The sequence below is a fragment of the Orrella dioscoreae genome, from assembly GCF_900089455.2.
In the GTDB taxonomy this organism is placed as follows: domain Bacteria; phylum Pseudomonadota; class Gammaproteobacteria; order Burkholderiales; family Burkholderiaceae_B; genus Orrella; species Orrella dioscoreae.
The window spans coordinates 3,579,400-3,593,745 of record NZ_LT907988.1 but is presented as its reverse complement, the minus strand read 5'-3'; the positions used below and the strand labels follow the sequence as shown (position 1 = coordinate 3,593,745).

Genomic DNA, 14,346 nt, shown 5'->3' with positions numbered 1-14,346 from the left:
GGGAGAGAGGTCAGCGGGTGGCGGGTACCGGTGCGTGTGCGGCGCCGGCGTATTCGATGTCTTCGCGGTATTGCTGGTAGGCGTGGTGGTATTCCATGACGCGGGAGACCTCATCGATGAAGGCCTCGGCATAGCCGGCGCGGCGCAGCAGGTGCAGGCCCAGTTCGCTGCCGCTGGCGATGCCGCCGGCGGTGACGATCCGGCCCGCGTCAACGACGCGCGCACGGCTGACGCGGCAGGCGGGCGCCAGCGCGGCCAGGCGGTCGATGGGCGTGCGGCCCAGGTGCGACGCTTCCAGGCGGTCGGGTTCCTTGCGGCTGGTCGCGGCGATGCCGTCCAGCAGGCCCATGCGGGCATAGATCCATGAGCCAGTGCACACGCTGGTCAGCAGGCAGGTGTCGGGCAGCGTGCGCAGGTAGTCATGCAGGCGCGTGTTGTGCATTTCCTGGCGGGTGCCGAAGCCGCCCGGGATCAGGAAGGCATCCATCGCGGGCTGGTCGCCGAAGCTGTACGCAGGCAGCACGGTCAGGCCGGCCTGTGTTTGCACCGGCCGCATGGCGTCGGCCACCAGGAACACGTCGAGTTCGGGGTCGAAGCGGCGGGCCACCGAAAACACGCCATAGGGCGCGGCATAGTCGATGACTTCCGCGTCCTTGAATACGTAGATGCCCAGCCTGAAACCCGCTTTCGCCATGATCGTCCCGATGAGTGCGCCGGGCTGGCGGCGCACGATGATCGCGCGTCAGGGCCAGCCACGGCGCCATCATGGGCGGTGAGGGAAAAGGGCGGTATCCCGTGTTCCGTGATAGTCGCGTAGTGATTTGTCTACGCGGTGCGCGGCCGGGCTAGCGTGGTGCGCGCGGATTCAGGATGCACCCAGCTGGTGCGTGTTGGCGTAGGCGACCAGCTCGACCAGGGTGCGCACGCCCAGCTTCTCGAAGATGCGGGCGCGATAGGTGGAGATGGTGTTGGCCGACAGCGCGAGCTGTTCGGCGATGGCCGTGACGGACTTGCCGGCCACCAGCAACTGGAGCACCTGGAACTCGCGGTTCGACAGCAGCTCGTGCGGCGCCTGCGGACCGTCGCGGCGCACGTTGTGGGCAAGCAGTTCGGCGACCGCGGGCGTCACGTAGACGCTGCCAGCGGCCGCCTTGGCAAGCGCGGCCAGCAGTTCGTCCGGTTCGCAGCCCTTGTTGAGATAGGCATGTGCGCCGCTGCGCAGGGCGCGCACGGCGAACTGGCTTTCGGGATAGACCGAGAGCATGACCACGCCCAGGCCGGGAAACTCGGCGCGCACGGTCTTCAGCACATCGAGCCCGTCGCGGTCCCCCAGCGCGACGTCCAGCACCATCGCGTCGTAGGCGCCTGCGCGCAGCAGCCGCAACGCCGCCGGGCCGTCCGGCGCCTCGTCCACGCGGCCGATGCGCGCGTCCTCCGCCAGGATCCGTGCCAGTCCCCGGCGGATGATGTGGTGGTCGTCGACGATCAGGATGTCCAGTGCCATGGTGAACCGTGTTCCTTCCAGGGCCGCGTCAGGCCACGCCGCGCAGCAGCAGGCGCGCGCGGGTGCCCGCGCCGGGCGCCGAGTCTATCGTCAATTCGCCGCCGATGCTGTAGGCCCGCTCGCGCATGCCCAGGATGCCGAAGCCTTGCGGCTGGGCGGGCAGGCGCGCGCCGACGCCGTCGTCTTCCACGGTCAGCAGCAGGTCCTTGTCGCGCAGCGATACCTCGACACTGACCGCGCTGGCCTGGGCATGGCGCTGCACGTTGGTCAGCAATTCCTGCACGATGCGGTAGACATCGATCTCGGCGCTGCGGCCCAGCCGGCAACGCTCGGTCTGCGGCGGGCAGACATAGCGGCAATCCAGGCCGCTGCGCGCCTGCAGGTCCTGCAGCAGCGTTTCCAGCGCCGCCCACAGGCCCAGGTGGTCCAGCACGCCGGGCCGCAGGTCATTCAGGATGCGCCGCGTCGCGCCCATGGCTGCCTGCGTGACCTCCAGCATGCGGTCCACGTGGGAGGCCAGTCCGGCCTGCCCGGCGAGTTGCTTGCGCAGCCAGTTCAAGTCAAGTTGCAGCGCGGTGAACGAGGCGCCCAGTTCATCGTGCACGTCGCGCGCAATGTGCGCGCGCTCTTCCTCGCGCGCCGTGCTGAGGTGGGCGGACAGCCGGCGCAGCGATTCGTGCGCGCTGCGCAGTTCGGTGGTGCGTTCCTCCACGCGGCGCTCCAGCAGGATCTGCGTGGCCTGCAACTCGCGCTCGATGTGCTTGCGGGCCGAGATGTCGCTGAAGGTCACCACCGCGCCCACCACCTCTTCGCCATCGCGGATGGGATGCGAGGCGTATTCGGCGGCGAAGGCGCTGCCGTCACGCCGCCACAGCACTTCGTCCTCGACGCGCACGCCACGCCCCTCGCGAAAGGCCTGGAAGATGCGGCAGTCATGCACCGGCATCAGCCGCTGGTCAGGGTGGGAGTGGTGGATGAGGTAGTGCATGTTGCGCCCGACGATCTCGTCGGGCGCGTAGCCCAGCATGGCGGCGCCCGCGCCGTTGATGAAGATGCAGCGTCCGCGCAGGTCGATGCCGTAGATGCCGTCGCCTGCCGACTCCAGCAGCAATTCCAGTTGCCGGCGCCAGGCTGCGTGGTGGGACAGGTGCTTGAGGTCGGCGAACACTGGACAGCTTCCAAGGAAAGACTGCCCAGTGTAGCGGCGTGGCCGGATCAGGTGACGGGATTCGGCGCGGTGTGCAGGTAATGGCGGTAGCGGTCGTACTGCACCACGATGTCCGAGATCACCTGGTCCTGGCTATAGCCATAGATATCGTAGCCGCGCCCGCCCTGGCTCAGGAAGACCTCCGCCCGCGAATAGCGACGGCGTTCGTCCTTGCTGCTGCGCTGGTCGCTGAGCGCGAAGGCCGGAATGGGATGGCTGACCCGGCGCACGGCATACAGGAACGCCGGCGTGCCGTCGCCGTGCGCCACGGTCAACTGCACGCCGTCTTCCAGCGTTTCGATCTCGGCCTGCAGTTCGCGCTTGACGAACTCCTGCTGCACGGTCGTCATCGCCGGCTGCACCGTGTTCGCCACGTAGCGCAGCACCTGGTCCTTGGTGGGGTGGCTGATGATCGAGTTCAGGCGGCGCCGCCAGTGCTGGCCGCCTTCGGAGGACAGCAGCGGCGCGGCGTGCAGGCGATGGCTGGCTTGCAGCGCGGCCTCGTCGCTGAGCGCCTTCCAGATGCCCCAGCACATGAGCAGCAGTACCGTTGCCAGCGGGAAGCCCGCGATGACCGCGGCCATCTGCACGGCATCCAGGCCGCCGGCCAGCAGCAGCACGGCCGCCACGCCGCCGCACACCAGGGCCCAGAAGATGCGCAGCCACAGGGCCGGCTCGTCGCTGCCGTTGCGTGCGGTGATCATGGCGATGACCAGCGCGCCCGCGTCCGAGGCGGTGATGAAGTACACCGCGACCAGCAGGCCGGTGACCCAGGCCAGCACGGACGAGAAGGGCAGGTACTCGAACACCGAGAAGAGCGCGATGGGCATGTTGTCCGCCACCGTCTTGGAGATCTCGCCCGCGGCGCGGTTGATGTCCAGCCAGATGGCCAGGTCGCCGAAGATGGTGAACCAGATGAAGCTGAAGCCGGCCGGGGCGAACAGCACGCCCAGCAGGAACTGGCGGATCGTGCGGCCGCGAGAAATGCGTGCGATGAAAAGCCCCACGAACGGCGACCAGGAAATCCACCAGCCCCAATAGAACAGCGTCCATTGGCCCATCCAGTCCTTGGAGGCCGGGGCGTAGGCATAGGTGTGGAAGGTGCGCGAGACGAATCCGTTCAGGTACAGCCCCAGGTTCTCCAGCATGGCCTGGAACAGGAATGCCGTCGGCCCGACGAAGAGCAGGGCCGCCATCAGCAGGAAGGACACGATGATGATGAATTCGCTCAGCCGCCGGATGCCGTTGTCCAGGCCCGTGGCGACGGTGATCGTGGCCAGCACCGTCACGATCAGGATGAGCCACAGCTGGGTGTCCAGCGTCTGCGGCAGTCCGAACAGGTAGTTCATGCTGGCGTTGAGCTGCGACACGCCCAGTCCCAATGACGTGGCCAGGCCAGCCAGCGTGCCCACCACCGCGAAGATGTCGATGAGCGAACCGACAGGGCCGTTCACCCGCTCGCCGATCAATGGATAGAACGCCGAGCGCAGCGTCAGCGGCTGGTTCTTGCGGTAGCCGAAATAGGCCAGGCACATGCCCAGCAGGGCATAGATGGCCCAGGCATGCACGCCCCAGTGGAAGAAGGTGATCTCCATCGCGTCGCGCATGGCCTGGATCGAGCGCGGCGCCGCGTCGGGCGGGCTGGAGAAGTGCATGATGGGCTCGGCCACGCCGTAGAACACGATGCCGATGCCCATCCCCGCCGAGAACAGCATGGCCACCCAGGTGCCGTAGCTGTAGTCGGGCGTGGACTCGTCGGGCCCGAGCTTGATGCGGCCGAAGGGGCTGATGGCCAGGCCGATCAGGAAGATCACGAAGAATCCCACGGCGAGCAGGTAGAACCAGCCCGCTTCGCCGATGATCCAGTCGTTGGCGTGGGAGAACAGGGCCGCCGCGCTTTCCGGGCGGAGGCTGGCGTAGCCGATGAGGGCAAGCGCGATCAGCGCCGAGCTCGTGAAGGTCAACGGCGAGATGCTGTCGGTGATTTTTTTCATGTGGAACTCCAGGCTTCTCGCTCCCCGCGTCGCCGGGCGAACTGCCCGGTTACGTCCCCAATATTGCGAGGGGAGCCGGTCGATCCTATCAATCTGCTTTCATCGCCAGGGTAAGGAAGTCCGTCGGTCTGAAACAGGATGGCCGCCTGGCAACCAGATGTCTCGGGCCCGCCGATGGCCGAATCGCCCTGCTCGCCAGTGGTACATTAGGTCCCGCCAATTGCCAACGATATTTGCGGGATCCCTATGCACTTTCTGATTTTGCTTCTCTCCCGACTCATACGGGTGGTCGCCAACCTGACGAAAGTTTTCAGTTACCTGTTTCATTGGTTCTTCCCGAAGAAGCGTTTCACGATGCCGCGCGCGCGGCCCGCGCTGATCCCCAGCCGCAAGCAAGGCCGGATCCCGCGCATCATCTGGCAGACGAACTACACCGACCGCGCCACCTTGCCGGTCTATCTGAACTACCTGTTCAACCGCCTGATTTCCCCGACCTGGGAATACCGTTTCCATCTGACGGAGGATCGGCGTGTGTTCATCTCTCAGCATTACGATGCGGACGTCCTGGCCTGCTACGACCGGCTGCAGATCGGCGCCGCCCAGGCGGATTTCTGGCGTGTGCTGGTGCTGAACAAGATGGGCGGGGTCTATCTCGATATCGATGCGCACATGCTGCGGCCGCTGGAGTTCGTGCTGTCGCCGCAGGACGATGAGGCCTACGTGAAGACGCGCCGGGGAGATCTCAGCAATTACTTCATTGCCAGCCGGCCGGGCAATCCGAACATGGCGAGGATTGCCGAGGGGATCGCCCGGAATATCCGCCATCCCCCCAGCAACAACGTATTCGACATTACCGGTCCAGGCGTATTCAACACGCTGCTGGATCAGTCGAAGATAAAGACCTGCCTGTACAAGTTCACCTGCGCGCAGGGGACTTTCACCAACGAGTATTTCCAGTACCTTGATAAGAAAGAGGGCAAGTGGACCAAGCAACAGCACGTCACCAGCGTGGTCAGGCCCGAGGCTGAGCCCGCGGTCCAGCCCCAGGCGCAGGCGGAGTTACGGCCCGACGCCTGAGCCGCTGGGCGCAGCGGCGTTTCCCTTTTCCTTTTTTGCCCCTTGCTTATGACAACCCCCGCTCGGCTCATTCGCCGCCACCCCGATGAACTCCTGATAGGCCTGGTTTCCGTGTCGGACCGCGCGTCCAGCGGCCAATACGAAGACCAGGGACTGCCGGCGCTGGACGCCTGGCTGGGGACGGCGCTGGCGTCTCCGTGGCAGGCTGTCAGCCGTCTCATCCCCGACGAGCCGGACCTGATCTCCCGAACGCTCATCGAGCTGGTCGACGAACTGGGCTGCGACCTGGTGCTGACCACGGGTGGCACGGGACCCGCAAGGCGCGACACCACGCCGGATGCCACGTTGGCCGTCGCCACGCGTGAGATGCCGGGTTTTGGTGAGCAGATGCGACAGATCAGCCTGGCCTTCGTTCCTACGGCTATCCTGTCCCGGCAGGTAGGCGTCATCCGCGAAATCGACGGCCATGCCGCGCTGATCCTGAACCTGCCGGGCCAGCCCAAGGCCATCCGCGAGACGCTGGAAGGCCTGAGGGACGCCGAGGGCGGCGTGAAGGTGCCAGGTATTTTCGCGGCCGTTCCCTACTGCCTGGACCTGATCGGCGGACCGTACGCCGAGACACGGCCGGCGGTGGTCAAGGCTTTCCGGCCCAAGTCGGCGATCCGCCAGCCTGCCGCGGGTTGAGACCGTCCGTCCCCGGCCGCCTGCCGAGGACCGCACAACCCGGTAAAATCGCCGTCATCCAAAGATATTTCACCCAATTCTTCAATCCGATTCAGGAGCTTTCCCTATGGCCCTCGTTTCCATGCGCCAACTGCTGGACCACGCCGCCGAGAACGGCTACGGCATTCCGGCCTTCAACGTGAACAACCTGGAGCAAGTCCAGGCCATCATGGAAGCCGCGGCAGAAACCGACAGCCCGGTCATCATGCAGGCGTCGGCCGGCGCCCGTAAGTACGCAGGCGAAGGCTTCCTCAAGCACCTGATCCAGGCCGCGGTCGAAAGCTACCCGCACATCCCCGTCGTCATGCACCAGGACCACGGCCAGTCGCCCAAGATCTGTCAAGGCGCCATCGATCTCGGCTTCTCCAGCGTCATGATGGACGGCTCGCTCAAGGAAGACGGCAAGACCATCGCCGACTATGAGTACAACGTCGAGGTCACCCGCACGGTGGTCGACGCCGCCCACAAGCTGGGTGTGACGGTCGAGGGCGAACTGGGCTGCCTGGGCTCGCTGGAAACGATGGAAGGCGACAAGGAAGACGGCCATGGCGCCGACGGCAAGCTCACCATCGAGCAACTGCTGACCGACCCCGAGCAGGCCGCCGACTTCGTGCGCCGCACCCAGCTGGACGCACTGGCCATCGCCATCGGCACCAGCCACGGCGCCTACAAGTTCACGCGCAAGCCCACCGGCGACATCCTGTCGATCAAGCGCATCAAGGAAATCCACGCCCGCCTGCCCAACACCCACCTGGTGATGCACGGCAGCTCCAGCGTGCCGCAGGAACTGCTGGCCGAGATCCGCCAGTTCGGCGGCAACATGAAGGAAACCTACGGCGTGCCCGTCGAGGAAATCCAGGAAGCCATCAAGTTCGGCGTGCGCAAGATCAACATCGACACCGACATCCGCCTGGCCATGACCGGCGCCATCCGCCGCTTCTTCGCCGAGAACCCCGAGAAGTTCGACCCGCGCGAATACCTGAAGCCCGCCCGCGCCGCCGCCAAGCAGATCTGCGTGCAGCGCTACCAGGAATTCGGCACGGCCGGCAACGCCAGCAAGATCAAGGCGATTCCGCTGACCGAGATTGCCCAGCAGTACGCGTCGGGCAAGCTCTCGCAGATCGTCCAGTAAACCGGGCACGCGCCCTCGACCCCCCGCGCGCCGGCCAGTCCGGCGCGCCTCATTTTCCGGGCTCGCCCGATTGCCTATAGGTCCCTTCCGTGACTGCACCCATGTACCAATCCAGCATCCAGTCCCTGCCGCTCCTGGCGCGTGGCAAGGTCCGCGACATGTACGCCGTGGGCGACGACAAGCTGCTGGTCGTCGCGACCGACCGCATCTCTGCCTTCGATGTGATCCTCGATGATCCCATCCCCGGCAAGGGTGAAGTGCTGACCGGCATGACCGAGTTCTGGCTGAAGAAGCTGGCGCACGTCATCCCCAACCACTCCACCGACGTGGCGGCGGAAGACGTGGTGGCGGCAGGCGAGCGTGACCAGGTGCGCGGCCGCGCCGTGGTGGTCAAGCGCCTGAAGCCGGTGCTGGTGGAAGCGGTGGCGCGGGGCTACCTGATCGGGTCGGGCTGGAAGGATTACCAGGCCAGCGGCGCCGTCTGCGGCGTCAAGCTGCCCGAAGGCCTGAAGCAGGCTGGCAAGCTGCCCACGCCCATCTTCACGCCGGCGGCCAAGGCCGAGTTCGGCTCGCATGACGAGAACGTCGATTTCGACTACGTGGTCAAGGCCGTGGGCGCCGATCTCGCCGCGCGCATCCGCGACGTCACGCTGCGCCTCTACACCGAGGCCGCGGAATACGGCGCCACGCGCGGCATCCTGATCGCCGACACGAAGTTCGAGTTCGGCCTGGACGATGCCGGCACGCTGCACCTGATGGACGAGGTGCTCACGCCCGATTCCTCGCGTTTCTGGCCCGCCGATGGCTATCGTGAAGGCATCAGCCCGCCCTCGTTCGACAAGCAGTTCATCCGCGACTGGCTGGAAACCCAGCCCTGGGACAAGACTCCACCCGCACCGCGCGCGCCCCAGGAAATCCTGGAGAAGACCGGCGCGAAGTATCGCGAGGCGCTGGCGCGCTTGACGCGCTGAGCGCCACGCAGACTCGGAAAACAGGGCGGAACCCGCAAGGGTTCCGCCCTTTTGTTTGGCAGGTGATGCTCGCCCGAGGCTTACCAGCCCCAGCACGTCCCTGTTGCCGGCGCGCCGCAGTAGCGGTAGTTGATGGCGAACCACAGCTTGCCCGCGCCGCGCGAGTTGCCGCTGCCGTTCACGTCGTTGCGGGCCAGTTCCTCCAGCTCGTCGCGCGCGCGCTTGGTCGGGCTGGGGTTGGGCGCCCCCGACACCAGCACGATCCGGCCCAGTTCCGCGGCCGTGCGCTCGCCGCTCACCACGTCGGTGTCGGCCAGTGCCGTCATGCGCAGGGCGGCATCGCGCACCATCGCCGAGTAGCTGGTGTTGCTGTTGCCCGGCTGCAGCGTGCTGTTCAGCGTGCTCTGCGCCAGCACATCGGTCTGGACGTCGCCCTGGACGCCGGTCCTGTAGTCCGTGAAAGGCTTCAGGTTGCCCGCCGTGGTCTGCCGGCGCATCCAGTCGCCCCAATAGAATTCGGCGAATTCCGGCAGGCCGCCGTTGTCATAGGCGATGCCGCGCGTGAAGTACACCAGCGAGCGGTAGCGGTCTTCCGCCATGCCGCCTGGGCGGTCGTCATGCAGCAGGCCGACGCGCGTGGGCAATTGCTCGGGCGTGATCGGCTGGTTGTCCGTGTCGCGCAGCCATGCCTGGCGCGAGTCGACCATGCGTTGCCAGAATTCGGCCTGCGTGGCCGCGTCGCTGTAGTTGGCGCTGACCTTGACCCAGACCTTCAGCTTGGGGCCGCCGTCGGCGATTTCGTACAGCGAGCTGAAGCCGTGATGGCCATCGGTGAGGTACAGCACGCCCTCGGGGCCGACCACCACGGTCTTCAGTGCGGCGTCATCCGTGCCCGGCTCGTCGCGGCAGGCGAAGGTGCTGGGGTCGTCCAGGCGGGCGGCGCCAGCCTCGGCCAGGGTCTGGAACGGCTGGGCGCGTTCGCCGCGGCCGGTATCCTCGCAGAAGTCGTCGAATTTCTTGCCCACGGTGCGGTTGAGATAGACCAGCTGTTGGGCGTCGTTCGCCGCCCAGGTGGGGCGTGTGAAATCCGGCTGCCAGCGGCCCAGCTTGTAGTAGATCTGGTCGTAGCCGATGGCTGCCTGGGTCGGCTTCAGTTCCTCGATGGCCACTTCCAGCAGGTCGCCAGCGACGGCCTTCAGGTAGGGCGACTCGGCAAGGGGCGGGGTTTCGGGTTCGGTGGCGGGCGGGGTGACCGGGGTGCCATCGGCCACGGGCTCGTCGTTGTCGCTGCCGCCGCAGGCGGCCAGCAACAGCGGGATGGGCAGGATCAGGCCCGCCAGCAGCTTGCGGACGGGAAGGGAAAGGCAGGCAGGGCGTTGTTGGGGCATGTCGTCTTTCGCGATGTCAGGGGAAAGGAGGGCCCTCCGCGGCACGCGCCGGCGGCGGTGGGGGCAGGGGCATCCTAGGTAGCGAGACTTTCAAAAGGGTTTCGTTTTCTGCACGTTTTTCAGAACTGTTGTTTGCAGATGCGGTGTCATTCAAGTTAAATAAGAGCTTGTTAAGTGAAGATGATTTTCGGGGGACAGCTGCTTGCCAGTTCGCGCCGGCTGGCGGCTTACCCTTGGAACGTGCCCGACACGATTGCAAACGGACCGCGGCTGCAGGGGCGTGGTGGAATCAGATCGAGCGCCCTCCTGGCGCCAGGGGCCGGGCCTTCGGACCCGGCCCGCCATCTGGACACATGAGGAGACCGATATGTCCGATCACGTCTACAAGCAGATCGAAATCGTGGGGTCCTCCCCGGAGTCTTCCGACGACGCGGTGCGCCGCGCGCTGGAACGCGCCCGGGCCACCCTGCGCAACCTGGACTGGTTCGAAGTCACCAGCGTGCGCGGCCACCTGAAGGACGGCAAGGTGGCCCACTGGCAGGTGGGCCTGAAGGTCGGGGTGCGCCTGGAGGAGGCCAAGGGCTGATGCCCTTCGCGGGGGCGGGAGCCGCTTCCGGCGCCCCGCTGGCCGTACACGGTAAAATGCCTGTTTTCCCGTGAGCACGGCTCCTATCTCCATGCCTACTTCTTCCGACGCCGCCAGCAGCGCGGCCAGCAGCCTGGACAGCGCTTGCGCCTCGGCGCCGCCCATCGTGGGCATCGTCATGGGTTCGTCCAGCGATTGGGACATCATGAAGCACGCGGTGGCGATGCTCACCGATTTCGGCGTGCCGCACGAGGCGCGCGTGGTCTCCGCCCACCGCATGCCGCAGGACATGGCCGATTATGGCGCCGATGCGCGTGCGCGCGGCCTGCGCGCCATCATCGCGGGCGCCGGCGGCGCCGCGCATCTGCCTGGCATGATGGCCGCGCTGACCGAAGTGCCCGTGTTCGGCGTGCCCGTGCCCTCGCGCTACCTGCGTGGCGAAGACTCCCTGCTGTCCATCGTGCAGATGCCCAAGGGCGTGCCGGTGGGCACCTTCGCCATCGGCGAGGCTGGCGCTGCCAACGCCGCGCTGCACGTCATCGCCAACCTGGCCACGACCGATGCCGGCCTGCATGCCAAGCTGCTCGATTTTCGCCGCCGCCAGACCGAGGCTGCGCGCGCGATGGTCGTTCCCCCGCCTTCTGCCGCCTGAGCCCCATGCCTGCTTCCGACAAGATGAATACGCTGCCGCCGGGCAGCTGGCTGGGCCTGCTGGGCGGCGGCCAACTGGGCCGCATGTTCTGCCATGCCGCGCAAAGCCTGGGCTACCGTGTCGCCGTGCTGGATCCCGCCGGCGATGGCCCCACCGCGATGGTCGCTGACCGTCACGTGTCGGCCGACTATGCCGACACGCAAGGCCTGGCCGAGCTGGCCGGCTTGTGCCCGGCCATCACCACTGAATTCGAGAACGTGCCGGCCGCCAGCCTGCGCGCGCTGGCCGCGCGCGTGCGCGTGTCGCCGGGCGCCGACGCGGTGGCCATCGTGCAGGACCGCAACGACGAGAAGGCCTATGTGGCCGGCCAGGGCATCCCGGTGGCGCCCAACGTGCCCGTGCGCGCCACGGCCGACCTGGAGTCCGCCGATGCCGCGCTGTTCCCTGGCATCCTGAAGGTGGCCCGGCTGGGCTACGACGGCAAGGGCCAGGCCCGTGTCGCCACGCGCGAGGAAGCGCTGGCTGCCTTCGCGGCTTTCGGCAGCGTGCCTTGCGTGCTGGAGGCGTTGATGCCGCTGGACTACGAGGTATCCGTGGTGCTGGCGCGCGGCGCGGACGGCGAGGCCGCGGTGTTTCCCGTGGCGCGCAACGTGCATCGCGATGGCATCCTGGCCGTGACCACCGTGGGGGCGCCCATGGACGCGGCGCTCACCGAGCAGGCCACCCAGGCGGCGTTGGGCATCGCACACGGCCTCGGCTACGTCGGCGTGCTGTGCGTGGAGTTCTTCGTGCTGCGCGACGGCCGCCTGGTGGTCAATGAAATCGCCCCGCGCCCGCACAACAGCGGCCACTACAGCATGGACGCCTGCCAGACCAGCCAGTTCGAGCAGCAGGCGCGCGTGTTGGCCGGCCTGCCGCTGGGCAGCACGCGTCTGCTGGCGCCCGCCGTCATGTTGAACATCCTGGGCGACGTCTGGTTCACGCCGGGCAGCGACACGCCGCGCGAGCCCGACTGGGCCGCCGTGCTGGCCGTGCCGTCGGCCAAGCTGCACCTGTATGGCAAGCATGAGGCACGCCGTGGCCGCAAGATGGGTCACGTGACCTGTGTGGCCGCCACGCTCGAGCAGGCGCAAGCCGACGCGCTGGCGGTTGCCGCCGCGCTGGGCCTGCCCGGCACCCTGGACTGACCGACACGCGGGACGGCTTGCCGTTACGCTTTCCTTGCCGCGATCCCCCATGCCCCACGCCGCGCCCGCCTCCCTGGCAGAAATCGACCACGCCGCCGATGTGCTCGCGCGCGGCGAACTGGCGGCCTTTCCCACGGAAACCGTCTATGGCCTGGGGGCCGATGCCGAAAACCCCGAGGCGATTGCGCGCATCTATGCGGCCAAGGGCCGCCCGTCCAACCATCCGGTGATCGTGCATGTGGCGCCCGAGGCGGACCTGTCCTATTGGGCCGGCGACATCCCGCCGCTGGCGCGCGCACTGATCGACGCCTTCTGGCCGGGGCCGCTGACGCTCATCCTGCCGCGCGCCGCACACATCCCCGACACCGTCAGCGGCGGACAGGACAGCGTGGGCCTGCGTTGCCCCTCGCATCCGGTGGCCCAGCAATTGCTGCGTGCCTTCGCCAGGCGCCGCGGCGGACATGGCGGCGTGGCCGCGCCTTCGGCCAACAAGTTCGGCCAGGTGTCGCCCACGCATGCCGCGCACGTGCGCAGCGAATTCCCGGAACTCGTGGCGGCCGGCATGCCGGTGCTCGAAGGCGGCGCGTCCGAGGTCGGCATCGAGTCGACCATCCTGGACCTGTCGCGCCTGGACAGCGTGGGACCGGTGCTGCTGCGTCCCGGCCATGTCACGGCCGCGCGCATCGCCGAGATCACGGGCAGCCTGCCTGCCTTGCCTGATGCCGCGGCGCCGCGGGTGTCGGGCAGCCTGAAAGCCCACTACGCGCCGCGCACCCCGCTGCGCCTGGCCAGCGCCGCGACGCTGGCCGCCCTGGCGACGGGGCAGGGCCTGCCCGCCACGGGCCGATACGTGCTGGTGTCGCACACGCGCGCGCAGGCGCCCGCGGACCTGTCGCCGCGCGTGGACTGGCATGCGGCGCCCGCCGCTGCCGATGCCTATGCGGCCGGGCTGTATGCCATGCTGCGCAGCCTGGACCTGCAAGGCTATGCGGGCATCGTGCTGGAAGCGCCGCCCGAGGCGGCCAACTGGCTGGCCGTGCGCGATCGCGTGGGCCGCGCGGCTGCCGCGTTTGACGCCGACGACGGCGCGGCGACCTGAACGTTCCCCGCGCCAGCATCCCCATGTAGGGCATCCCCCGCTCACGCTTCACGCCGTGCTGCGGCACAATCAGGCAGGGCTGGCGATGTGCGCCGGCCATGACCCGATCCGCAAGGAGTGCCGATGCCGACGTCCAGCCCTGACGCTGTTCCCCTGTCTGCCGAAGAGGCCTTGCTGTCGCGCCGCTCGGTGCGGGCGTTCCTGCCCGAGCCGGTGCCGCGCGAGACCATCGAGGCCATCCTGCGCCTGGCGGCGCGCGCGCCCTCGGGCAACAACGCGCAACCCTGGCAGGTCTATGTGCTGACGGGTGAAACGCTGGCGCGCGTCGGCAAGGCGCTGGGCGCGGCGCATGACGATCCCGACCCCGCGCGCTACCAGGGCGAGTACGACTACTACCCCAGGAAATGGATCTCGCCGTTCCTGGACCGCCGCCGCAAGGTGGGCTGGGACCTGTATGGCCTGCTGGGTCTCACGCGCGAGGACAAGGCCGGCATGCATGCCCAGCATGGCAGGAACTACCGCTTCTTCGATGCGCCGGTGGGACTGCTGTTCACCATCAACCGCATCATGTCGCAGGGCAGCTGGCTGGATTACGGCATGTTCCTGCAATCCATCATGCTGGCCGCGCGGGCCCACGGACTGGACACCTGCCCGCAGGCGGCCTTCGTGCCGTACCACGACATCATCAGGCGGGAGTTGGCGCTGCCGCCCGAAGAGATGTTCGTGTGCGGCATGGCGCTGGGCCGGGCCGAGGAGTCGGCCATCGAGAACACGCTGCGCTCGGAGCGCGAACCCGTCGAGGCATTCACGCATTTCCTGGATTAGG

14 protein-coding genes are annotated in these 14,346 nt (G+C 67.5%); 9 read left to right on the top strand and 5 right to left on the bottom strand.

All coding sequences use genetic code 11. The annotated features are described in order from the left end of the window. Window positions 1–10 precede the first annotated feature (10 nt). From ODI_RS16640 to ODI_RS16625, 4 genes are all read right to left on the bottom strand, one after another. Window positions 11–730, bottom strand: coding sequence for a DJ-1/PfpI family protein (locus ODI_RS16640; protein WP_231968076.1), 720 nt, complete (start codon window positions 728–730; stop codon window positions 11–13). Between the two features lie 135 nt (window positions 731–865). Then, a complete protein-coding gene (locus ODI_RS16635) occupies window positions 866–1,504 on the bottom strand; it encodes a response regulator (protein ID WP_067755513.1) in 639 nt (212 codons plus the stop codon). A gap of 28 nt (window positions 1,505–1,532) precedes the next feature. Beyond that, window positions 1,533–2,672 (bottom strand): sensor histidine kinase, encoded by a 1,140-nt coding sequence (locus ODI_RS16630; protein WP_067755510.1) that lies wholly within the window; start codon window positions 2,670–2,672, stop codon window positions 1,533–1,535. Between the two features lie 47 nt (window positions 2,673–2,719). Beyond that, a complete protein-coding gene (locus ODI_RS16625) occupies window positions 2,720–4,705 on the bottom strand; it encodes a BCCT family transporter (RefSeq protein ID WP_067755507.1) in 1,986 nt (661 codons plus the stop codon). A gap of 246 nt (window positions 4,706–4,951) precedes the next feature. On the opposite strand from ODI_RS16625, the gene ODI_RS16620 reads away from it, so the two are divergent. The 4 genes from ODI_RS16620 (at window position 4,952) to ODI_RS16605 (ending at window position 8,608) form a co-directional block, all read left to right on the top strand. Beyond that, window positions 4,952–5,782, top strand: a complete 831-nt coding sequence (locus ODI_RS16620; RefSeq protein WP_067755504.1) for a glycosyltransferase family 32 protein — start codon at window positions 4,952–4,954, stop codon at window positions 5,780–5,782. A gap of 48 nt (window positions 5,783–5,830) precedes the next feature. Beyond that, a complete protein-coding gene (gene mog, locus ODI_RS16615) occupies window positions 5,831–6,466 on the top strand; it encodes a molybdopterin adenylyltransferase (protein ID WP_067755501.1) in 636 nt (211 codons plus the stop codon). Window positions 6,467–6,572: 106 nt separating this feature from the next. Continuing rightward, window positions 6,573–7,637 (top strand): class II fructose-bisphosphate aldolase, encoded by a 1,065-nt coding sequence (gene fba / locus ODI_RS16610; RefSeq protein WP_067755497.1) that lies wholly within the window; start codon window positions 6,573–6,575, stop codon window positions 7,635–7,637. 101 nt (window positions 7,638–7,738) lie between these two features. After that, window positions 7,739–8,608 (top strand): phosphoribosylaminoimidazolesuccinocarboxamide synthase, encoded by an 870-nt coding sequence (locus tag ODI_RS16605; RefSeq protein WP_408635951.1) that lies wholly within the window; start codon window positions 7,739–7,741, stop codon window positions 8,606–8,608. An 80-nt stretch (window positions 8,609–8,688) separates the two neighbouring features. Here ODI_RS16605 and ODI_RS16600 read toward each other — a convergent pair whose 3' ends face one another. Further along, window positions 8,689–9,996 carry a ParB/Srx family N-terminal domain-containing protein gene (locus tag ODI_RS16600; RefSeq protein WP_067755492.1) on the bottom strand — a complete coding sequence of 436 codons (1,308 nt, stop codon included), beginning with the start codon at window positions 9,994–9,996 and terminating at the stop codon, window positions 8,689–8,691. A gap of 367 nt (window positions 9,997–10,363) precedes the next feature. Between ODI_RS16600 and ODI_RS16595 the strand changes: the two genes are divergently transcribed. From ODI_RS16595 to ODI_RS16575, 5 genes are all read left to right on the top strand, one after another. Next, window positions 10,364–10,582 (top strand): dodecin, encoded by a 219-nt coding sequence (locus ODI_RS16595; protein WP_067755490.1) that lies wholly within the window; start codon window positions 10,364–10,366, stop codon window positions 10,580–10,582. Window positions 10,583–10,760: 178 nt separating this feature from the next. Continuing rightward, on the top strand, window positions 10,761–11,234 hold the full coding sequence (purE, locus tag ODI_RS16590) for a 5-(carboxyamino)imidazole ribonucleotide mutase (RefSeq protein WP_408635950.1): 474 nt from the start codon (window positions 10,761–10,763) through the stop codon (window positions 11,232–11,234). 5 nt (window positions 11,235–11,239) lie between these two features. After that, the gene (locus ODI_RS16585; RefSeq protein ID WP_067755482.1) at window positions 11,240–12,421 is read left to right on the top strand and encodes a 5-(carboxyamino)imidazole ribonucleotide synthase; all 1,182 of its coding nucleotides are present in this window, start codon (window positions 11,240–11,242) and stop codon (window positions 12,419–12,421) included. Window positions 12,422–12,470: 49 nt separating this feature from the next. Then, on the top strand, window positions 12,471–13,520 hold the full coding sequence (locus tag ODI_RS16580) for an L-threonylcarbamoyladenylate synthase (RefSeq protein WP_067755479.1): 1,050 nt from the start codon (window positions 12,471–12,473) through the stop codon (window positions 13,518–13,520). A 123-nt stretch (window positions 13,521–13,643) separates the two neighbouring features. Continuing rightward, window positions 13,644–14,345 (top strand): nitroreductase, encoded by a 702-nt coding sequence (locus tag ODI_RS16575; protein WP_067755477.1) that lies wholly within the window; start codon window positions 13,644–13,646, stop codon window positions 14,343–14,345. The last annotated feature ends 1 nt before the right edge of the window (window position 14,346 follow it).